General features: G+C 44.5%; 20 protein-coding genes and 1 pseudogene. All 21 read right to left on the bottom strand.

What is annotated here, in order from left to right; genetic code table 11:
• Nucleotides 1-231: 231 nt before the first annotated feature.
• On the bottom strand, nt 232-1,149 hold the full coding sequence (gene nadA, locus ABNS49_RS08330; RefSeq protein WP_135979447.1) for a quinolinate synthase NadA: 918 nt from the start codon (nt 1,147-1,149) through the stop codon (nt 232-234).
• Nucleotides 1,146-1,700 (bottom strand): transcription repressor NadR, encoded by a 555-nt coding sequence (locus ABNS49_RS08325; RefSeq protein WP_135979448.1) that lies wholly within the window; start codon nt 1,698-1,700, stop codon nt 1,146-1,148. The genes nadA and ABNS49_RS08325 overlap by 4 nt, the downstream gene beginning before the upstream one ends.
• On the bottom strand, nt 1,697-2,563 hold the full coding sequence (gene nadC / locus ABNS49_RS08320) for a carboxylating nicotinate-nucleotide diphosphorylase (RefSeq protein WP_348688168.1): 867 nt from the start codon (nt 2,561-2,563) through the stop codon (nt 1,697-1,699). Before nadC ends, ABNS49_RS08325 begins: the two co-directional genes overlap by 4 nt.
• Nucleotides 2,556-3,845 carry an L-aspartate oxidase gene (locus ABNS49_RS08315; RefSeq protein ID WP_135979450.1) on the bottom strand — a complete coding sequence of 430 codons (1,290 nt, stop codon included), beginning with the start codon at nt 3,843-3,845 and terminating at the stop codon, nt 2,556-2,558. Before ABNS49_RS08315 ends, nadC begins: the two co-directional genes overlap by 8 nt.
• Nucleotides 3,846-3,969: 124 nt before the next feature.
• The gene (locus tag ABNS49_RS08310; protein WP_135979451.1) at nt 3,970-4,254 is read right to left on the bottom strand and encodes a DUF1905 domain-containing protein; all 285 of its coding nucleotides are present in this window, start codon (nt 4,252-4,254) and stop codon (nt 3,970-3,972) included.
• The gene (locus tag ABNS49_RS08305; protein WP_277820740.1) at nt 4,235-4,972 is read right to left on the bottom strand and encodes an HAD hydrolase family protein; all 738 of its coding nucleotides are present in this window, start codon (nt 4,970-4,972) and stop codon (nt 4,235-4,237) included. The genes ABNS49_RS08310 and ABNS49_RS08305 overlap by 20 nt, the downstream gene beginning before the upstream one ends.
• A gap of 90 nt (nt 4,973-5,062) precedes the next feature.
• Nucleotides 5,063-5,275, bottom strand: coding sequence for a hypothetical protein (locus ABNS49_RS08300; RefSeq protein WP_135979452.1), 213 nt, complete (start codon nt 5,273-5,275; stop codon nt 5,063-5,065).
• Nucleotides 5,276-5,297: 22 nt separating this feature from the next.
• Nucleotides 5,298-5,537 carry a hypothetical protein gene (locus ABNS49_RS08295; protein ID WP_135979453.1) on the bottom strand — a complete coding sequence of 80 codons (240 nt, stop codon included), beginning with the start codon at nt 5,535-5,537 and terminating at the stop codon, nt 5,298-5,300.
• A gap of 506 nt (nt 5,538-6,043) precedes the next feature.
• Nucleotides 6,044-6,607: a DJ-1/PfpI family protein gene (locus ABNS49_RS08290; RefSeq protein ID WP_168353516.1), complete on the bottom strand. Its 564-nt coding sequence runs from the start codon at nt 6,605-6,607 to the stop codon at nt 6,044-6,046.
• Nucleotides 6,608-7,123: 516 nt separating this feature from the next.
• A pseudogene (locus ABNS49_RS08285) lies at nt 7,124-7,273 on the bottom strand (cell filamentation protein Fic); the annotation flags it as partial.
• Between the two features lie 400 nt (nt 7,274-7,673).
• The gene (locus tag ABNS49_RS08280; protein ID WP_168353517.1) at nt 7,674-7,964 is read right to left on the bottom strand and encodes a serine/threonine-protein kinase; all 291 of its coding nucleotides are present in this window, start codon (nt 7,962-7,964) and stop codon (nt 7,674-7,676) included.
• Complete coding sequence (locus ABNS49_RS08275) at nt 7,951-11,676, bottom strand: hypothetical protein (protein ID WP_135979456.1); 3,726 nt, start codon at nt 11,674-11,676, stop codon at nt 7,951-7,953. Before ABNS49_RS08275 ends, ABNS49_RS08280 begins: the two co-directional genes overlap by 14 nt.
• 118 nt (nt 11,677-11,794) lie before the next feature.
• A complete protein-coding gene (locus tag ABNS49_RS08270) occupies nt 11,795-11,986 on the bottom strand; it encodes a hypothetical protein (RefSeq protein WP_277820742.1) in 192 nt (63 codons plus the stop codon).
• On the bottom strand, nt 11,983-12,291 hold the full coding sequence (locus ABNS49_RS08265) for a hypothetical protein (protein ID WP_277820743.1): 309 nt from the start codon (nt 12,289-12,291) through the stop codon (nt 11,983-11,985). Before ABNS49_RS08265 ends, ABNS49_RS08270 begins: the two co-directional genes overlap by 4 nt.
• Before the next feature lie 412 nt (nt 12,292-12,703).
• A complete protein-coding gene (locus tag ABNS49_RS08260; protein ID WP_135979457.1) occupies nt 12,704-13,093 on the bottom strand; it encodes a DUF4238 domain-containing protein in 390 nt (129 codons plus the stop codon).
• A gap of 148 nt (nt 13,094-13,241) precedes the next feature.
• The gene (gene rlmD / locus ABNS49_RS08255) at nt 13,242-14,552 is read right to left on the bottom strand and encodes a 23S rRNA (uracil(1939)-C(5))-methyltransferase RlmD (protein WP_135979458.1); all 1,311 of its coding nucleotides are present in this window, start codon (nt 14,550-14,552) and stop codon (nt 13,242-13,244) included.
• Nucleotides 14,549-15,316 (bottom strand): methyltransferase domain-containing protein, encoded by a 768-nt coding sequence (locus ABNS49_RS08250; protein ID WP_289197461.1) that lies wholly within the window; start codon nt 15,314-15,316, stop codon nt 14,549-14,551. The genes rlmD and ABNS49_RS08250 overlap by 4 nt, the downstream gene beginning before the upstream one ends.
• A 57-nt stretch (nt 15,317-15,373) precedes the next feature.
• Complete coding sequence (locus ABNS49_RS08245; RefSeq protein ID WP_135979460.1) at nt 15,374-15,559, bottom strand: chemotaxis protein; 186 nt, start codon at nt 15,557-15,559, stop codon at nt 15,374-15,376.
• 96 nt (nt 15,560-15,655) lie between these two features.
• On the bottom strand, nt 15,656-16,861 hold the full coding sequence (gene thiI, locus ABNS49_RS08240; RefSeq protein ID WP_135979461.1) for a tRNA uracil 4-sulfurtransferase ThiI: 1,206 nt from the start codon (nt 16,859-16,861) through the stop codon (nt 15,656-15,658).
• On the bottom strand, nt 16,845-17,975 hold the full coding sequence (locus ABNS49_RS08235; RefSeq protein ID WP_135979462.1) for a cysteine desulfurase family protein: 1,131 nt from the start codon (nt 17,973-17,975) through the stop codon (nt 16,845-16,847). Before ABNS49_RS08235 ends, thiI begins: the two co-directional genes overlap by 17 nt.
• Nucleotides 17,976-17,978: 3 nt before the next feature.
• Entirely contained in the window at nt 17,979-19,751 is a 1,773-nt protein-coding gene (locus ABNS49_RS08230) for a septation ring formation regulator EzrA (RefSeq protein WP_135979463.1), read from the bottom strand.
• Between the last annotated feature and the right edge of the window lie 96 nt (nt 19,752-19,847).

Genomic DNA, 19,847 nt, shown 5'->3' with positions numbered 1-19,847 from the left:
AAAATGACCTTTTATAATCATATTTTCACTAAACTTTTCGATATAAACAACCAAATAATACTGAATTTTTAGGGGTGCTCGTTTACATTTATCTCAGCAGGATATCATAGACACTCACCTCTTCGTTGCTATGATGTACTCTAATTTCCTGTTTTCCCTTTCAAACAGTTATTACAACCGCTTACGAGTTCTTTCTACCAAATAGATCAAAAAAACGCGCATCGCTGCGCGCTATTCTCCAAGCCGGATCATCTCGTCCAGGCTATGTTTCGCTTTTTTGATCGTGTCCTCGTCCAAAACGATTTCCTCACCCGCTTTACCAAGCAACGTGTTGTAAATGTCCATCAACGTCGTCGCTTTCATGTCCGTGCACATTAAGCGGTTGGACAAAGCGTAAAACTTTTTGTCCGGGCATTCAAACTGCAAATGCTCCACGATACTCGTTTCCGTTCCGATAATAAACGACTCGTTTTTAGAATTCCTGGCAAACGCCATGATGCCCGTCGTCGAGCCAACATAATCCGCTTGTTCTACGACTTCTTTTGGACACTCCGGATGCACCAGCAACAACGCGTCCGGATGAAGCGCTTTCGCTTTTTCCACATCCGCTTTCGTCATGGAAAAATGGTGAGGGCATCCGCCTTGAATGCATTTAAACGTCTTGTCGGGAATTTGGGCGGCGACAAACGAGCCCAGATTGGGATCCGGAATAAAAAGAATTTTGTCATTCTTTATTTTTCGGCACACTTCCACCGCGCAAGACGATGTGACACACGCGTCAGCGAGCGTTTTTAACTCCGCGGTCGTATTTACATACGCCACGACGCTGTAATCTGGATTTTCCGCTTTGATTTTTTCCAGCTCCGCGCTTGTCAGCTGCTCCGCCATCGGGCATCCAGCTGTCGGATTGGGCAAATACACATGTTTATCCGGGCAAAGGATCTTACACGTTTCCGCCATAAATCGAACGCCGCACATGAGGATGTTTTCATTCGAGTCGGTTTGCGCCTTTTGCGCCAAGCCAAATGAATCTCCCACATAATTCGCGATTTCTAAAACATCCTGCCCTTGATAGGCGTGGACTAAAATCGTCGTGCCCGTTTCCTTTTTCAATCGTTGGATTTCTTCTTTGATTTCCTGTACTGTCATGCTTCCTCCATCCCGCTTTCTTCTTTTTCCCATGGGCTTAACGGCGCCAGCAGGCCGGCCTCCATGAGTTTTTGCTCAATCAGTTTGAGTCGCTGTTCGTTGTCCGCCTCGACCAAATGATAGTGGTAGCCGCTTGTCACCTCGCCAAGATACTTGGATTTGCTGCCCTGGAACGCCTCCATAAAGTCCCGCGCGTCCTGCCGGCTGCGAATGTCGAGATCCACGCTGATTCGTCCATACACCCGATGCGAAATGCTAACGTTTTTTACCTTTCCGCCATGGTCGACGATCAAAAACAGCTCCTGCTCGGTTTGATCCGATTCATGATACATTTTAAATTCCTTTTGAAAGGCGTGTCCCTGATCCTTGATCATAACATAACCTTTCGGCGTCGAGGCGATGCCGGACGTATACGCGCGAATGACGGTCAGGTCCTGCACGATGGCTTGCCTCGATACGTTGAATCGGGACGCTAGCGACTTCGCGGGCACCGGCACCTCGCTTTTTTTCAAGATCTCAATGATCGCGTCCCGCCTTTCTTTCGTCTTCATCCTTCCGCCCCTTCGATTGGATGCAGATTTTTCAATGAAAGATCCAGGATGCCGGCGCTATACACGATGGCTCCGCTCGAAATGAAATCCACGCCCAAATCTTTTAAGGCGCCAATCCGCTCCCTGGTGACGTTGCCGGAAATTTCCGTCTGCGCCCGTCCCGCAATGCGTTCCACCGCTTTTTTCATCGTCGCGTGGTCCATATTGTCGAGCATAATGATATCGGCGCGGGCGTCGAGGGCTTCCTGGACTTGTTCGAGCGTCTCGCATTCGATTTCGATTTTTCGGACGAAGGGCGCGTAATTTCTAGCCATTTCAATGGCTTTCGTAATCGAGCCCGCCGCGGAAATATGATTGTCTTTCAGCAGGACGCCATCGGAAAGGTTGTAGCGATGATTTGTGCCGCCACCGACCTTCACCGCGTATTTTTCAAACAAACGATTGTTTGGCGTTGTTTTCCGCGTATCCAAAAGGGTGATCGCCGTGTCTTGAAGCTGCTCGACCACTTCGTGAGTGGCGGTCGCGACACCACTCATTCGTTGTAAATAATTGAGCGCGGTTCGCTCACCCGTCAAAATCGTGCGAATATCGCCGATGACCTTTCCTAAAAGCTGGCCATTGTGCACCTTTTGTCCTTCCTCGCAAAAAAAGATGACATCGCTTTGCTCGTCCAAAAGAGTGAAAACCCGTTTAAACACGTCGAGCCCGCAAATCATTCCATCCTGCTTGCAGATCAGTTCCGCCTCGCCAAGTCTTTTTTCCGGCATGATCGCGTTCGTACTCATATCCTCGCTCGTCACATCTTCTTGCAGGGCCGATAAAATATAAGGATCGGCATTGAGTTTCATTACTACGTCATTCATGGTTTTTTCTCTCCTTTTCAATTTCTCGCAAAACATGACGACGATACTGCGCCATCGTTTTCTCTACATCACGATACCCGCTCATGTCCACATCATAGTCTTTGGCTTGTGGGACTTCATGCTGGCTAAACGTGATGTCATCAGCCGCCCGGCGCGCGAAGACAAGCGATTCCAGCAAAGAGTTGCTGGCCAGACGATTGGCGCCATGCACCTTGTTGCAGCTCGTTTCCCCGCACGCGTAAAGCCTTGGCATGCTGGTCCGGCCGGCCAGGTCGATTTTGATGCCACCCATAAAATAGTGCTGCGCCGGAACGACCGGAACCGGTTCTTCGAACACGTTGTATCCTTCTTCCAAGCATTTGGAGCAAATGTGGGGGAAATGGCTTTGGAGCGTCTCTTTTCCGATTGGCCGCAAATCTTCATACACATACGCGGAGCCGTCTTTTTTCATTTGTTCCTGAATGGCTCTGGATACGATGTCCCGCGGCTGGAGCTCGTTGGTGAAACGCCGGCCGTGGATGTCATACAGCAGGGCGCCTTCCCCGCGCAGCGACTCCGAAAGCAAAAACCGTCTTCCCTTTTGTTTCGAATAAAGCGTCGTGGGATGGATTTGAATGTAGTCGATGTTTTCCAGCTCGATGCCGTGCTTTAGACAAATGCCCAACGCGTCGCCGGTCAAACTGGCGAAATTAGTTGAATTTTCATACAGCCCGCCGATGCCCCCGCAAGCGAACACGATATCGTCGCCAAAGATCGGAATGATCGTTTTCGCTTGATCTTGCGCGACGATTCCAACGGCTTTCTCGTTTTGGATAAGAAGATCGACCATCATCGTATGGTCAAAGAGTTCGATGTTGGGCCGGCGCAAAACCGCTTCGAGCAGTTTGGATGTAATTTCCCTTCCGGTTTCATCTTCATGAAAGAGAATGCGTGGCTTGGAGTGCGCGCCTTCCTTGGTGAAGCGCAAATTTCCATCCGCATCTTTTTCAAACTCGACGCCATACCCGATCAGATCTTTGATGATCGTGTTGCTGGAGCGAATCATCAAATCCACGCTTTTGGGGTCGTTTTCATAGTGGCCGGCTTTGAGGGTGTCCTCAAAATAGGACTCGTAGTCCTCTTCGCCGCGCAGCATGCAAATGCCTCCCTGCGCCAAGTAGGAATCGGATTGTTCCAACCCTTCTTTGCAGAGCATCCCTATTTTTTTCGATTGTGGAAGATGAAGCGCGCAATACAATCCGGCCGCGCCGCATCCTACAATGACTACATCGTACCGTTTCATTCTTTTTTCCTCTGTCGTTGTGAGACTTCCTTTTCCCGCCTATTATAGCACGGTGATAGCGATTGTCAATCATCGACAATTTAGGTGTCATGACACTTAGGAGGGCGTAAAAAAAGGGAGAGACTTACTCTCTCGATTCAACGACGACGTGGATTGTGTCACCTTCTCCCTTTTCCAGACGGGTCCGTATCGACTTTAAAAGTCCAATGATGTAGACAATGTCGCCTTTCTCGTCTTTGATTCCCATATTGACGAGGCTGCCATCGTAGGGAACGCCGTCAAAGGTCGCGTGCACTTTGACACGGCCTTTACCAAATTCCTCCCGAATATTCCACGGAAACGCGACGTAGGCGCCGCCGCGCTCGTTTTCATGGATAGTTGTATCGTATTCATATCGTTTCGTGTTCATGATTCCAGTTCCTTTCCAGCCACATGGCGACGCCATCTTCCTCGTTGGATGGCACGATGCCCGTGGCGATTTGTTTTAGGGGCGCGACGGCGTTTTGCACGGCGTAGCTTTCATCGGCTTTTTCAAATAAATCGAGATCGTTCATTCCATCGCCGAAGACGACAAGTCGATCGCACCCTAGTTTCTCTTTGAGCTTTGTTGCCGCGTTGGATTTGGACGCTGCTTGAGGCATGATTTCCAGCCACGGATCGTTGGTGTAAAGATCGGTTTGAAATACACAATGAAACCGGTCGCGGTAACGGGCGTACATGGGCTTGAGTTTTTCCTCCTGACCAATGCAGGTCAAATAGAAAATCTTGCCTTGCTTGAGTTGTTCAAGACTGGAGACGGCGCGTGAGCGAACATCCCCTTTCCGGGTGGCGAGAAACCGGTTCATTTCGGGCGTGCATCGTAGGGGAAGAAAGGAAAATTTTTCCTGTCCGTCGATGAGCGCGTAGACAATGGGCACGATGTCGTGCGCAATCAAATCTTCGAGAATCTCGGCGCCTTCCTTGCCAAAGGTGTTGGCCAGCAAAATTTTCCCGGTCGCGTTGTCGACGATGAACGCGCCGTTGTAGACGATGAGCGGGATGGGCGCATCGAGTCCGCGGTTGCTTTTTTGGCCGTATGCCATGACCTGGCGGTAGCGTAGGAAAAAAGCATGCCGTCCTGGACGCATTGGTTGATGATGGCGTTCGTGTGGTCGGATGTGCGCTCGTTTTGGCGCAGCAATGTGCCATCCAAATCGGAAACGTACAAAGTTTTCAATTTACTTTGCCTCCTCTTTTTTGAACGCCACCGTCTTATTTTTCATGGAAATCTTTTGGACTTGGAATCCATATGCCGGCAATTCCTTTTTGAAGGTTAGAAACGAATGGTCCAGGGGAAACCCGAGGATTTTCCCGATTTCATCAAATTCCAGTACAAAATCGGGTGTTTCACGTTCCTGGATCCAGTGCCACAATGGATCGTATTTGCTCATGTTGATTCCTTCTTTCTTTGTTCTACTTTTTCAACTTATACTGTCGATTTCTATATGTGCCGACAATTTCTATTTTTTCAAAGTCGACCAGTTCTTTTAATATCTTTCTCGTTCGGCTTATTTTCACATGCAATACATCGCAAAAGAATACGGCTGGATATTCTTTTCCTGGAACCATGGAGGCAAGAACGGCGTCATATTGGCCCAGTTTTTTCTCACTGGGTTTTACCGCCACTTTTTTACCACCACATTTTACCGCCACTTTTCGATCATACCTACTTTTTCCGATTTTCCTTCCCGGGTTTTAATGGTATAACGGTTGCCCAATTACACCATAACAATCATCTAAAGATTATAATGCTTCGTATCCCGAGTCACCTGACGTGAACTTTCGGTTTGAACTATCCGGAATTTCCGAATAGCTGGATTTTTCAATTTTTCTTTCGAAGAATTGATATTCATCCTCTACGATTAAGACTTTGAAGGGGGGAATTCTTTATGATTGGATTCTCCGTTTTCTAAACCGTACTCTAATCGCAATGATTATTCCAATAAATATTGGGTAGCGCTATCGCTCCCACGATCAGCGGCCGTTATTCAGAATTTTCAGATTACTGAATCCTCCTGTAATCCGCTATCTATAGAATATCTTGTTCAAATTATTCGTCTCCTTTTTTCATTTTATCAAAATCTTATAGTCTTTAAGTTGAAAATCTGTTTTTCGTTGCAAAAAACATCTCACATGGCTGCAAGATGTTGAATAAATGTTTATTTTTGTTTTGGAAGAATCCAGCACGTGTTCTCCTGCACCTTCTTCATTTCCGCTTCGCCTTTTAAAACCTTGATCAAGTTGAAGGCGAAATCAAACGCGCCGCCAACAGAAATTCCCGTCACGAGGTTTCCGTCAATTACCGAATGGACATTTTCATACGTCCCGCCAAAATCACCATTTAAACCCGGCACACAAGTATACTTTTTGCCTTGATAAAGTCCAAGCATTCCCGGAATGGAAGCGGACGCGCAAATCGCGCCAAGAACTTTTTGTGGATTTTGCGCAAACGCTTTCACCTGCTCTAAAACTTCTGGCGTATTTAAGAAGACTTGATACGCCGCACCGCCTGGCAAAACCAGCGTATCATTCGCCGAAAAATCGTATCCCTTTAAATTTTTTAAATTCGCGAAGACCATGCCATTCGCTCCAATCGCGGTGGATTTGTTTTGGGCGCTGACAAGATCCACATTCAAACCGGCTTCCCACATTAAATCAAATGGAACCGTCGCTTCGATTTCCTCTACACCATCGGCCATCATCATAACTACTTTATTATTCATATCGTTCACCTCTGGAATCATTGTAGTTTATAGTGAACGCTTTGGATATGCAGACGCTACTCGAATCTCAAAAAAAAATTAGAAGTGGAACCGAATTTAAATTTAGATTTATATTAAAACAGAATTTTTGGATTACTTTCTTTTCTTAAAGAGGTTTATTTTGTCATTATTCTAATTCTTTTTCTATTTCTTCAATAGAAGGCAAACTGCTCTGCCTATGACATCCGGTCAATGACTTTTGTATCCCAACATTCGATTTAAAGTTTGAAAAGCAGCACAACCGTCTCCACATGGAACGATACATCCTGATTGATGCCACAATATCGTAACATTTCTCCCGATTTTGAGTCGATTTTCGATAGTTTGCGGAAACATATCAATAATTCCATGTTGCTACTATAATATAGGAGCAGACGGAATCTCTACTGTCTCAACCTTTGATGGGTCATTTAGGAAATAGGTCATCATAGAAATGTTTCCGCTTTGAAGCCATCGTCTCAACTCGAAGTCAGCACATCATTTCTTTGCGTTTTCTTCCAGTTCCAGCATATACCTATCGAAATCAGACATGAACAGCCTGTCTTGAATGATACGATACTTTTCAAATTCTGTTTCAGCATGAAGCTTTGCGATTTCAGCTGACACCTTACCTGCATCCTGTAAAATGCCATAATCAGCTTTTTGTCCTATGTTTGAATATAGTGCGATTTCATTCCCTCTTCGTGCATGATGGAATACACATATTTTTTGAGAAGTATTGATTCCTTGATGGTTGAGCAAACCGGACCGAGACGACCTTTTGACCTTGATCTAAGGGTGAATGGATACTGCGATGTTTTGCAGCATAAAAAGTTTTGCAAGAAGTGTGTCATGAAGCACAAAACTCTTTGACACTCATGCCACTGTTGCTTTGCTCGTCGAAAATAACGCTCCATTCTTCATTGGAGCAATGATTAAGCATAAAATAAAGCCTCCTTGTAATCAATAAACAGTTAACTGAGCTATTCGTATTAATTATCAGAGAAAACTTTTTATTTTGGAATATGAGTAGAATTTGGTGCTTACCTTAGTATACAGGAATTATTCCGCTAACTTTATCTTGAAAGAAAAGAGCTGTTTCGATTTCTTTTCTAAATTGCATCCTTCTCTTTTCTAGTTTTTTCTCGTCATTTAGTGCTACTTTCAAAAATTTGATAGCGTAATCTCTTGTTTTTGGTAATGAATCTCCTCCCTCGATAATATCTGCAACAAAAACAATGCCATTTCCACCGTTTCCAATTTTTTTCTTAATGAGATATATCCCATATTTTCTTATTACCTTCGAACCTATTCTGGAAGAAATACTAGTACCAGCCATTTTCAGCATCCTTCCTTTCTCTTTCAGAATCTTTCTTATAGGTTTCATACAATCCATAAAAAATCTTTGCTGTTTTAGGATAAGATGATTCTAAATACTGAGCATTCTCTTTAAACTCCTTCGCCATCCTAAGTTCTTCTTTTCCTGCTGAAGGACTGAATACGCCACGACGATTATATACGGCTACCTGATACGCTCTGTTCATTTTTTCATCGCCATATTTCTCAATCATTTTTCTGACCGCTTCACATGGTTCATGACCGTCAGTACCGACCGGCGAAAAAGAAAACAAACGTCCAAGCGTTGTCTCAAACAAGCTTTCTTGATGATTCTCAAGCAATAATTGTCTATATTTTTCTATCCATTGTTCTAGCTGTTCTTCTGACACTTCTCCATTACTTTCTGTCGGACAAAATCGAGCCTTCTCATAGATTGTATACATATTGTGAATGTATGCCTGATCTTTTGAATGATTTTCCACTGTGCTATGATCCTTTTTAAATACCACTTCTACCAGTTGTGCAAATAATTCCGAAGACTGCTTGATTATATGACAAAAGCATTTCATATTCTTCCAATCCAAAAAATTCATAAATATAATCTCAAGATGAGCGATTCTGATACATTTTTGCGGATCATTGATATACGCCTCTTGAATTACACCTATAAGCTGTTTAACATGATAGCTTGTCAACTGATTTCCTTCTGAATGTGGCATACTCTCAATATCTTCAAAACACTCAAAGATCTGTTCCGCTGACAAAGGATTTCGATAGTGAATTAAATGAACTTGATCCAGATAAACAGCAAGAGTAGCATACTTTTTACATTCTGCTAATGCCCAAAACTTACTGTGGTCATCACAATAAAAGCATTTTTTCCAAAACTCTTTTTTTATCTCTTCAGAGGCGAATGTAACAAGCGGAATTTCTTTGGTTATTTGCCCTTCTATCTTATATACTTCCGCCAAAATTTCCGTCGAACAACTATTATTTGACAAATCCTCAATAATTGTATCACAGAGTTTAACATCACTGCTTCCTATATTTCTTAAATAATCAATTGCGATTGTGCCTGATACTTGAACTGCTAATAGTTTTTTAAACGTTGCAAAATCCCATTTACCATCATTCCAATATTTAGCTAAATAATATCCTAAAGTAGAAAATGATTCTTGGGCGCAAACCTTTGCCAATACGGTTAAATCATAGCCATATGATTGGAATTCTACTAATTTATCTCGAATCAACTCTTGTGTGGCTGATTCGTTATCATCGCTTTCCCCTCTTTGTTTATAAGGAATAGGATGAAGAAGTGGATAATCATGATTGTTTATGAATAAATAGCTATATTCATATTCTATAGTTTTAATATTAATTTTATCGAGAAGTTTTTCGTATTCAGCAATTATTTCTTCTGGCATTGACCAATCCGAAGATGAAAAATATCTATCTTTATAGATGAGATGTCTAATCTTATTTTTAATCCGCATTACTTCTTCATCAGACATTTGGCTGAGTTCATACAAAAGTTGCTCAAAAACATTCTTTCTTAATTCTTGAGGCAATTCGTCTGTTAAATCAATCATTTTCTTCCAACGATCTACCGAAAAATTCATGTGCTTTATAAGAAGCTCAAAATAGCCTAAATGTGCCTTTCTCATTTCGGCTATAGTAGCTGGCTGTGCTTTTTCATACTCCCGATATTTTGGTGGTGATAACTCACCAACCATACTTCTTCTACTATTATTGATTACCGAATACAAGTATTCCCATATATTGTTATAATCAATGTCAAAAGCAATTTCGGCCGCTGCTAATTTTTCCTTTGCAGTCCGAAGAGAAGAAAAATTCATCCATATACAAAATATTTTTGAGAAAATGTCTTTAGGAGAATTTGATTTGTATTCAAAATAGCAAGCATCTAATTTCAAAAGCCATCTAAACGCCCGCCAAAAATACTCTCTTTGACAAAGAAACTGTTCAATTCCCCATAGAACATCAATATACGCATTTCTTCCGAAAAAGAAATCACTTGATTGATTTTGAAACAGGCATAGAAGTCCTGTATCTTCATTCAATTCGTTTTCAAGCCTTTCCAATGTGGCTTCTGGAGATATTTCACAGAGTTCTCTCCAAAATTTAGAGATATAAATCCACTGTTTTTCTGTTTTTACACAATCTAATACTTTTGAGGTCCATCTGTTTAAAGTTAATTGCGTTTCTTCATCATTCTGATATGCGCTTTTGATGAGCAATGTTTTCAACATACCTTTTCGCATTGTTTCAGACCAGAATAACTTTTCGTCTTTAAACTGTGCTATCAATCTTTCATGGCTATCATAAGTAAAAAGATTCTCTGATTCATTAATCACTTCATATGCAGCCGTGACAAATGATTGCCAAATCTTTTCGTTAGTCAGAACATTAAGATAACTCCATATATTTTCCGCGCTTGCCAAATAGTATGAAATAGATCCATTACGCTTTATCATGTATAGGAGAGGATCTTCTCCTTTCGCATATGGAAGAACCTCTTCTAGGAATCTATCATATGAATTACCATACAAAGATTCAATGATTAATTTATCACCTTCGATTTCTTCCCAACTTCCAATGAGGAGACATGTCTTTTTCGCTCTATCACTAACACGTTTCATCCAAGAAGGTATTTTTAAATATTCCCCTCTAAACAGTTGTTTTTTCATCTGTGCATATAGGCCATGCGTATCTGCTAAAAGAGCATAGGCTTTATCATACTCCATTCCCGCTTCTTTTAAACATCTTGATAACGTGTCCCGCGTTCTTGGGCGTAACTCTAAAACTTTCTTGTTAAATACTGGAGTATTCTCATCTATCACAAAAATATTAGTGTTATTCTCAATCGCTACAATTTCTTCTGCATAGAACCAAGGAATGTACACATTCCCTTCATTTTCCAATACATGAAGTTTATTCCATGACTCTATATTTTTAACAATGTAAATAGGGCGTTTGTCATTAAATCTCCACAATTCATTAAGGACACAGTAAATAGTTTCTTCTCTGCTACGCCCCCTCACAAAGACTAATTCTTCATATCTCTGATCTTCAAATTCATCTTGAAAACGCTCATCATCAACTATAAAAAATTCTATTCCAATGGATGGATTTTGAGTTTTTCTTCTAAGTTCGATATCCATTTTTCCAGAAGATGCTATTGCTACTTGCTCACGATTGTAAATTGCGAGCTCATTCGACATCTTATCGATCCGATTTTGTAATTCCAGAAAACTTCTTTCCTGCTCTTCTTTCCATTCCTGTAGGAAATAATGTTCATATTTATCAGGAGCGATTGTTTTTAGCTGTTCAAGTACTGCATAAATTATTCTTATTGTGTAAGTTTCAGCAACTTCATAAGGAATTTCATAATTATTCATCAGTTTCATAAGAGAATTATACAGTTTATGTTTCAATTCATATCCTTCGTCAGATTTTAATTCCTTCGCTATCTGAGTTAAATTTTCTCTCGACAATACAAGTTCTAAATCCTCGAAAAACGAATTCTCTTCCTGTTCATTTTTAATAAAGAATTCCCCTGTACCAACAATTAATTTCTTCCATGCATGTGATTCTCTAAATTTTTTTACCGCACTCTCTCCAACTGAAGTCAGAACATTCTGCACCTCGGTAGAGCCAAGCGATACAATAGCATCTAGTAGTAGTTCAATCATATTCAAATCACTCCTTAACCGGCGCAAAAAAACTATGCCACCACTCTATAAATCATGTACACCTACTCATAAGAAGATCCAAAAGTAATTTCTATTTTTTTTCTTTATCTATTTACTTCTATTTTTCTTTTTCTATTTTCGGCAAATTATTTAAACTCACATTTTCCAATGTCTGCAACTGTTGTACCGCCAACTGTCGAAGTAATTCCATTCTTTCTTTCTGTTTCTTCCCCTGATTAATCAAAACAGCATTATAACTTTCCAAATTTGCAAGTACCAGTAATTGATTCAGAGTTGCCATATCTCTCATATTTCCCTTATCTCCAGAGAGTAATGATTTGTGCTATAGCTTTTTCCATCAGCGGCAGTTATCCGAAATTTTCGGATAACTGGATCTTCCTGCAATTCACTATCACTAAATATTTTTTTGACATGATAGTTTATAGTCCGAACATTCACATCATATAGTGCAGCCATCATCTTCTGTGTCAGCCATATATTCTCATTTTCATAACGCATTTCAAGGCTGTCCTGTTGGTCGCCAACAGAGGCAACATAGGTTAAATATTCCGCTGCACTAGAACGGATGGTTACTTCGTTTTTTTTCTTTTTCAAACAAGAGACCTCCTTTTTGTTACTTCTCTTCTAAAAAAAACTGAAAGAACTAGATCCTCTATAAAACACTGTATTTGCTGAACAGACGTAAAAAGAATTGTTTTAAATCATTCAACACCTCTTCTGGTACGCTAACTCACCAAGTGATTCTGTATAGATGTTGTCGTTAGAGCAATGCTCCATCAGCTTATAATCATGTTTTTCATCATTTAAGATGGCATTGATGCTCTAACGAAGAAGCAATAAGGCCCTGCCCGATGCTATTTCACCAATGTTTAAAATCATCTTGGTCAGAATACTCTTCAGTAAACCATTCATAATGGTCTGTAATACATAGTGTTTTCCCGGTTTTTTTCTAAGAAATCATTAAATGATTCTTCTAAAGTATAACAATTAAGCGCATCTATCTGTTTTAGAACAGCATCTTTCTTTGCAGCATTACCATCATCATAATAAAATTCCCAATCATATATTTCAAAAAATGCTTCTTTATGCTCTTCTTGGTTTTGATAAAGCTATATCCTAGTTTTCCAAATTTATTTCTTAGCAACGCGTAAATCATGTCAACAAACTGCAGTCTTACTTTAGCACATGAATCGCAAATAGAAGAATACTTAAAATTGATGGTATACAGATGTGGTTTCCAAAATACGGAATTTCTGTTTTCTCCATCACCAGTACTTCCGTTTTTACTTACATAAATTCCATTGAATTTTTTATCAGACTCTTTAAGTGTTTCTACTTGCGTTTCCCAAGCTTTCATATAAACACGTGGTACAAAATACTGCTTTTTAGTTGGCATACAAAACTCCGCCTTCTATAACATCTAATCCACTGCTTAAACCCTACGACCGTTTTTACAGTAGATATGTTTCAATATAAGAAATACGGACTCTCCTGAGCTACCTACTAATCTCAAAAAAGCCCGTAAACACGCTACTTTTCGCTATTTATTTCTCTTTCCTAGACATCAAAACTACCGTCTCCACATGCGGCGTCTGGGAAAACATATCCACCGGCTGCACCTTCACGATGCGATACGCCTTCAAATCCGCGATATCCTTCGCCAGCGTGCTCGGATTGCACGATACATACAAGATCGTTTCGATCTTCGACTCCCGGATTGCTTCCCGCATTTGCGCATTCAAACCCGAACGCGGCGGATCCACGATCAACGTATCCACCGGCATCGTCTGCCCGATCTTCTTCAATTCAACGCCCGCGTCGCCGCACACAAACCGTACATTTTCGATTCCGTTTTGCTTTGCGTTTTCCTGCGCGTTGACGACCGCGTCCGCAATCGACTCGATCCCGACGACTTCCTTCGCCTTGCCACTCACGAGCAGTGCCATCGCGCCAATGCCACAATACGCCTCCACGATCCCCTTCGATTTCGGCGTCCATTCCCTCACCACTTCATAAAGCCGTTGCGCCTGCTTCGTATTCAACTGAAAAAAAGAACGCGGCAACAAATGCAGCTTCAAGCCGCAAACCTGCACCTCGATTTTTTCCTCGCCAGCCAAATGGATCATCGTTTTACCGAAAACATCCACCTCGTTTTCATCCCGCGACTTCACGCTTTGCCACAAAGAAACGACCCCTTCGATGGCCATGATGCCTTGTACGACTTCCGGTTCGATTTCCTGCGCACCCGTCACCAAAACGACCTGGATCTTGCCATCAAACGATTTCATAACCAGCGTGCGATACCCCGCATCGTCCCGCTTCGAAAACGCTTTGGCATGATGTTCGTTCAGCACCTTCAAAATGTCGACACGCACCCGCTCCAGTTCCTTTTCATGAACGAGACACCGCTCCATCTTCACGACATGCGTCGAATCCTTCTCGTACAAGCCGATCCCCAGTTTTCCATCGTCATTGAAAAACCGCAGCTTGCACGCGTTCCGGTACGCCAGCACGTCCGGATTTTTCAAAACCGGTAAAATCGGTCCCGTATACCCCGCATATTTCTTCAGCGCCTCCTTCAGGCTCGCCTCTTTCATCCGCACCTGTCCCTTATAGTCGACATGCATCAACGGACAGCCGCCGCATTCCTTCCAAATGCCGCACATCGGCTTGCGACGCCGCGGCGAAGCCTCCAGCACCTTTTTTGTTTCCGCCAAAAGATACCGATCCCGGTCTTCCACGACTTCGGCATCCACCACTTCATCCGGAAGGGCACCCATCACAAATACCGGCTTCTTTTTATAGTACGCGATACCTTCCCCGTTGATTCCCCACTTTTTAATTTTTAATTTCATAGGCTCTTCTTTCTAAATGTCTTCATCAAAAACGAAAAGGTGACTTCCAGTTCCTTGAGCGCCCGCACGCGCTCCATCCCTTCCTTCGGGCTCTTGTACCGGTACGGCGTCATCTCGAACAAATCCCACACGTCGTCCACCCGTTTTTTATCACTCACCACACTCGCGTCCACGAGAACAAGGTTTCCCACATCCTCGCGCTCTTCCTTGTTTTCATACACCTTCTCGTACAGCTGTTCCTTCAGCTCGATCAAGTGCTTCTTCGCCGGACTGACCGTAATCAAAAAGCCACCCGGTTTGAGCACCCGCTCAATTTCCTTCCACGGCAGCGGTGTGAAAATACTTACGACGCCGTCCAGCGAGCCATCCGCAAACGGCAAGTCGTAAATCGTGTCCACGATATATTGCGTTGATTTGTCGTGAGCCGCCGCGTACACGATCGCCTCCTTCGACAAGTCGATGCCATATTTTTCCGGCGCAGCGAACGCCATCGTGTAATATCCCTGCCCGCAGCCGATATCGACAAGCGAATGCGGATGGAGCGATTCGATTTGCGCCGCCACCTGTTTTCTTAAAAAGTCGTAATACCCTTTTTCAAGAAAGTTTGTTCGCGCCTGCACCATCGCCTTGTTGTCACCCGTCTCCTTTTGCTTTCTCGACAAATTCACATAGCCTTGCTTCGCGATATCAAACCGGTGTCCGTTTTCACAACAAAAACTCTTTCCTTCTTTGTTTAGTTTTTTCCCACATACACTACAATTCATGTTCCCATTTTACACGTTTCCGTGCCATAAAAAAAGAATGAGAACCGAATCCCATTCCTATTCTTGATGAGCCGTGATAAATTGCTCCATAAATGTCTTAAAAGCCTGAGCCTGGCTGATTCCGGCACGTTCACAAGCCTGAATAAACTGTTCATTCAACTCTCTGGAAATCTTGATCGACTTGGTGATAATGCCTTTTTTCGCTCGATATTTCTCGGTGGCTTTCGTCTGTGCTTTTGCCATAACCTTCTCCTTCGGTATCAATTATACAAAAGAAGATTAAAAACGAAACACCTTCCGTGTCACTTTTCAAGAAAAAAAGTGTCCTCGCAGACACTTTTAAAACAAATCCTCGTCCTGTTCCTCTTCGTTGGAAACACCCGGATGGATCCAGTAGGACTTCACATCGTCCACGCACCAGTCCACCATTTTTTCCCAGTCAAACCGGGATTCATAGCGTTCGCACTTTTCAATCCGCGGTTTCGTCACCGGGTTTTTCGGCGTGAAGATCGTACAGCAATCCTCAAACGGCAAAATCGACGTCTCGTACGTGTTGATCTTTTTGGAAATGTCGATGATCTCGACTTTATCCATACAAACGACCGGACGAATCAGCGGCATCGTCGTCACCGCGTTGATCGCCTGCATTGACTCGAGCGTCTGCGAAGCCACCTGGCCAATCGACTCGCCCGTCGCAATCGCCTGGCAATGGCGTTTTTGGGCCAGCTTCGTCGCGATGCGCATCATCATGCGGCGCATCAGCGTAATCGCGTAGCTCTCGTCGGCGTTTTGGTAAATCGCCAGCTGCAAATCCGTAAACGGCACGACATGCACGAGAATCTCGCCCTGATACGGACTGATCAGCTCCGCCAGCGCCATCACTTTGTCCTGCGCGTTTTGTGACGTGTACGGCGGCGCCGCGAAGTGGACGCATTCAATATGCACGCCACGCTTCATCATCAAGTAGCTGGCCACCGGCGAGTCGATCCCGCCCGAAAGCAGCACCATTGCCTTGCCGCCTACGCCCACCGGATAGCCACCCGCGCCCGGAATCTTATCCGTCATGATGTACGCCGCGTCGCTATGGACCTCGACCACGATCTTGACATCCGGCGTTCGGACATCGACTTTCCAGTCGCTGTTTTTCAAAATGGCCGTCGCGACGATCCGGTTGATTTGATCGGAAATGACCGGAAAGTTTTTGTCGCTGCGGCGGGCCGCCACTTTAAACGTCTTTTTCTCGGACAAATCCAAAGATTCCATGCACGCCTGGACGATCGCGTCCATATCCGGCTCGGTCTTGACCGCCAGGGAAAACGACGAGATTCCAAACACTTTCGCCAAGGTTTCGCTGACCGCTTCCGGATTTTCGTCATGCAAATAAATATACATCCGGTCATGCTGCTTCTCAAACTCCAATCCAGGATAGGCTTTCAAAGCGAGCTTCACGTTTGCTAAAAGCTGTTTAATAAAACTGTTACGGTTTTTTCCCTTTAACGACAATTCGCCGTAACGAATCAAAATGTGGTCATAACGATAAGCCATAATTTTCCACGATCTCCTTCATTGCCTGCATAAACTGCTTCGCCTCCTCCAGCGTGTTGTCTTTTGAAAAAGACAGTCGAATCGCGTGGGAAGCGTCTTTTTTCGAATGATTCAAAGCCAAAATCACTTCGCTGGCTTGAGACGAGCGCGAATCGCACGTGCTCTTCGCCGAAACGCAAATTCCTTTTTCATCCAGCGCGTTCAATAAAACCTCGCTGGTGATTTGATCAAAGCTGACATTTAAAATGTACGGCAGCGCGTCTTCTGGCGACAAAACATGGCCGCCCGGAAACGACTCGACCCACGTCTTGAGCGTGTCTCGAATCGTCTTCACATGGTCGTACGTCTTTTCTTGTTCCTCCAGCGCCAAGCGGATCGTTTTCGCCAGCGCGATGTTGGCCGGCGCGTTTTCCGTGCCGCCCCGCAGTCCCTGCTCCTGCTGGCCGCCAAACACAAGCGGCTGCAGCTGGATCCGATTTTTCTTCATCAGCAGCGCCGATCCTTTGACCCCATGAATTTTATGCGCCGAAATCGTCGCCATGTCCAGCTTTTGAAACGGAATGTCGATTTTGCCAAAACTCTGCACGCAATCGCTATGGAAAACGCACGTCGGATGCGTATGGACGACATCCGCGATTGCTTCGATCGGATTGATCGAGCCAATTTCGTTGTTGACATGCATCAGCGAAACAAGCAGCGTGTCCTTGCGCAAATGGTCTTTGACCGCCTGCGCGCTCACGATTCCTCGCTCGTTGATTGGAAGCCGCTCGACATCAAAGCCAATCGACTCCAAAAAGTCCATCGCGTGCCGGGTGCTTGAATGCTCCACGTTGCTCGTTAAAATATGGTTGCCGCGCTGCCGGTTCGCCAAAGCGTAGCCGACGATGGCCAGCGAGTTGGATTCGCTGGCGCAGCTCGTAAACACGATTTCCGAATCGTCAACGCCCAGAGAACGGGCAATGTGCGCCCTCGCCTGTTCTAGCTGCCGCTTCGTTTTGCGTCCGGGTGAATGCATTGAGTCGGCATTCGCAAAACTTTCCTCGACAAGCTTCTTATAAACACGAGCAACCTCCGGGCGAACGGAGGTTGTCGATGCGTTATCAAAATAAATCATACGCTACACTTGATTCATGACCGCCGGATCTTTTTTCGCGATCAGCTTCTCATAAATGCCCGGATGCATATTCTCGATCGCCTGGATCGCGATCTTCAGCGCGTGGGTATACTCCCCGTTCTGGAAGCATACTTCCGCATGCGTCAGCTCGGAATCCATTGCCGGATACGTGGAGCGGAACCGATTGCCAAAAACAATCGCGTTTTCCACCATAATCGCCACGCCAACCAGATTGTTGGCGTTGTTGTAAAGCTTATACACAAAATCAATAGCGTCCTGCAAATCCGCGTTTAGCGTCTGCACATCCAATGGCGAATGATCCAAAACGACACGAACCCGCTGAATCAGCCGCTCGCCTTCCTTGAGGTCGTCCGCGAACTGCGTCGACATGCTCGGCAAATTGCGTGAAATCGTATTGAGGCGGACCTCATTCAAAATAAGCTGCAATTTGACAAGCTGCTTCTTGGCCCGCGACTCATCCGAGCTGGCGCCAACCAGCATTCGCTTCATGTCGTTGACTTGCAGGTGGAACGTGTCCACGTCTTGCGCGAATTCCCGATACACCTGCACGACCTCGACGCTTGGCGTCGCGTCGCGCGACAAGGCTTCCTCCACGATTTTGCGGCGATCCTGCAAATCGGCCAGCTGGGATTTAGCCAAAGTGAAGCGGTGCGTCCAGTCTTCCAGGCCGAACCGGTCTTTGATGTTGGCGTACAGCGTCACGATTTCATCGAGCGCTTCTTCCTCCTCGTCCACTTTTTCAAATGTGGCGAGCAAGTCTCCGTGAATCTCGTCGTACGCTTTTTTCTCCTTCATGACGTCGTCCTGCAATTCCAAAATCGCGTCGCCGATATCCGTCAGCATCGTGTCCGCTTTTTCCAGATTGCCGACATCGAGCGCGTTGGTCGCCTCGACCAGCGCCTTTTCGATGGTGTCCGTCTTTTCATCCGTGTTTAAATAACGAATGTCGATCTGGTTGTCTTTCAGCATCTGGATGTTGCTAAGAACCTCGTCCAGAGCCCGCGGCAAAATGTTTTTCGCCTTTTCGTACAAACCGGGATACGCCGCAATTTGCGAAGAAACGACATCCACGCGCGAAGCGATCTTGTCGACTTCCTCTTTCGCCTTGTTGAACTCGGACGCGAACATCCACTCCTCGAAGCTCGAGAACTCGTTTTCGATGTCCCCGATTTCGGAATCAATGTAGTTGCTTGCCGAGTAAAACGAAGCGCGGTTGTCCTGGTACACCTTCTTGACATTGCGGAACCGCTCTTTCAAAGAGTTGGATTTTTCCCGGACTTCCGTTTCGCGGGCCAAAATATGGTCCAGCGACTGGTTGACGATCCGGATCCGCTCTTTCGTGTCGTCCAGCATCGTTTCCAGCTCGTCCATGGAACGGGTCGCTTTGCGAATGCGATGCGCCGCGATAAAATCGTCGGCATCGGTGAACAATTCGTCACAAGAAGCAACACTTTTCTGGCAGATCTCGTATTTTGGCGTCAGATTTTTGATCCGTTCCATAATATCGTCATTGGCTTTCGCGAACGCGTTGGCCTTGTTGAATTTGTATGCGAGTGCGTTGTTCCGAATTTCATTGACCTCGATTTCCAGCTCAGCAAGCCGTTTCGCCGCTTTACGGCGCTTCATCATCCGCATAATGATCCAAATGAGGATCAGCAGCAGCACCGCGATTGCGACATAGATCATCAATTCCGTGGAAAGATGGGCGCTGATATAAGAATAGGCCGATCGAAAGAAATTCATGACAGTCTCCATGTTGTTACCTCCTTGCATACTGCTCATATTGTAACACAACGAACCTTTTCTACGCCATACCCAACCGTGGTCAACTTCGGCTTGTACAAAAGAAAC

The sequence above is a fragment of the uncultured Dubosiella sp. genome (assembly GCF_964018005.1).
Lineage (GTDB): Bacteria > Bacillota_I > Bacilli_A > Erysipelotrichales > Erysipelotrichaceae > Dubosiella > Dubosiella muris.
This window is presented reverse-complemented; position numbering and strand designations above follow the sequence as displayed.

Excerpts from the sequence above, each read along its gene's own strand:
- nadA (WP_135979447.1), bottom strand. The coding sequence starts at position 1,149 with ATGACAGTACAGGAAATCAAAGAAGAAATCCAACGATTGAAAAAGGAA.
- ABNS49_RS08325 (WP_135979448.1), bottom strand. The coding sequence starts at position 1,700 with ATGAAGACGAAAGAAAGGCGGGACGCGATCATTGAGATCTTGAAAAAA.
- nadC (WP_348688168.1), bottom strand. The coding sequence starts at position 2,563 with ATGAATGACGTAGTAATGAAACTCAATGCCGATCCTTATATTTTATCG.
- ABNS49_RS08315 (WP_135979450.1), bottom strand. The coding sequence starts at position 3,845 with ATGAAACGGTACGATGTAGTCATTGTAGGATGCGGCGCGGCCGGATTG.
- ABNS49_RS08310 (WP_135979451.1), bottom strand. The coding sequence starts at position 4,254 with ATGAACACGAAACGATATGAATACGATACAACTATCCATGAAAACGAG.
- ABNS49_RS08305 (WP_277820740.1), bottom strand. The coding sequence starts at position 4,972 with ATGCGTCCAGGACGGCATGCTTTTTTCCTACGCTACCGCCAGGTCATG.
- ABNS49_RS08300 (WP_135979452.1), bottom strand. The coding sequence starts at position 5,275 with ATGAGCAAATACGATCCATTGTGGCACTGGATCCAGGAACGTGAAACA.
- ABNS49_RS08290 (WP_168353516.1), bottom strand. The coding sequence starts at position 6,607 with ATGAATAATAAAGTAGTTATGATGATGGCCGATGGTGTAGAGGAAATC.
- ABNS49_RS08280 (WP_168353517.1), bottom strand. The coding sequence starts at position 7,964 with ATGGCTGGTACTAGTATTTCTTCCAGAATAGGTTCGAAGGTAATAAGA.
- ABNS49_RS08275 (WP_135979456.1), bottom strand. The coding sequence starts at position 11,676 with ATGATTGAACTACTACTAGATGCTATTGTATCGCTTGGCTCTACCGAG.
- ABNS49_RS08270 (WP_277820742.1), bottom strand. The coding sequence starts at position 11,986 with ATGAGAGATATGGCAACTCTGAATCAATTACTGGTACTTGCAAATTTG.
- ABNS49_RS08260 (WP_135979457.1), bottom strand. The coding sequence starts at position 13,093 with ATGCCAACTAAAAAGCAGTATTTTGTACCACGTGTTTATATGAAAGCT.
- rlmD (WP_135979458.1), bottom strand. The coding sequence starts at position 14,552 with ATGAAATTAAAAATTAAAAAGTGGGGAATCAACGGGGAAGGTATCGCG.
- ABNS49_RS08250 (WP_289197461.1), bottom strand. The coding sequence starts at position 15,316 with ATGAATTGTAGTGTATGTGGGAAAAAACTAAACAAAGAAGGAAAGAGT.
- ABNS49_RS08245 (WP_135979460.1), bottom strand. The coding sequence starts at position 15,559 with ATGGCAAAAGCACAGACGAAAGCCACCGAGAAATATCGAGCGAAAAAA.
- thiI (WP_135979461.1), bottom strand. The coding sequence starts at position 16,861 with ATGGCTTATCGTTATGACCACATTTTGATTCGTTACGGCGAATTGTCG.
- ABNS49_RS08235 (WP_135979462.1), bottom strand. The coding sequence starts at position 17,975 with ATGATTTATTTTGATAACGCATCGACAACCTCCGTTCGCCCGGAGGTT.
- ABNS49_RS08230 (WP_135979463.1), bottom strand. The coding sequence starts at position 19,751 with ATGGAGACTGTCATGAATTTCTTTCGATCGGCCTATTCTTATATCAGC.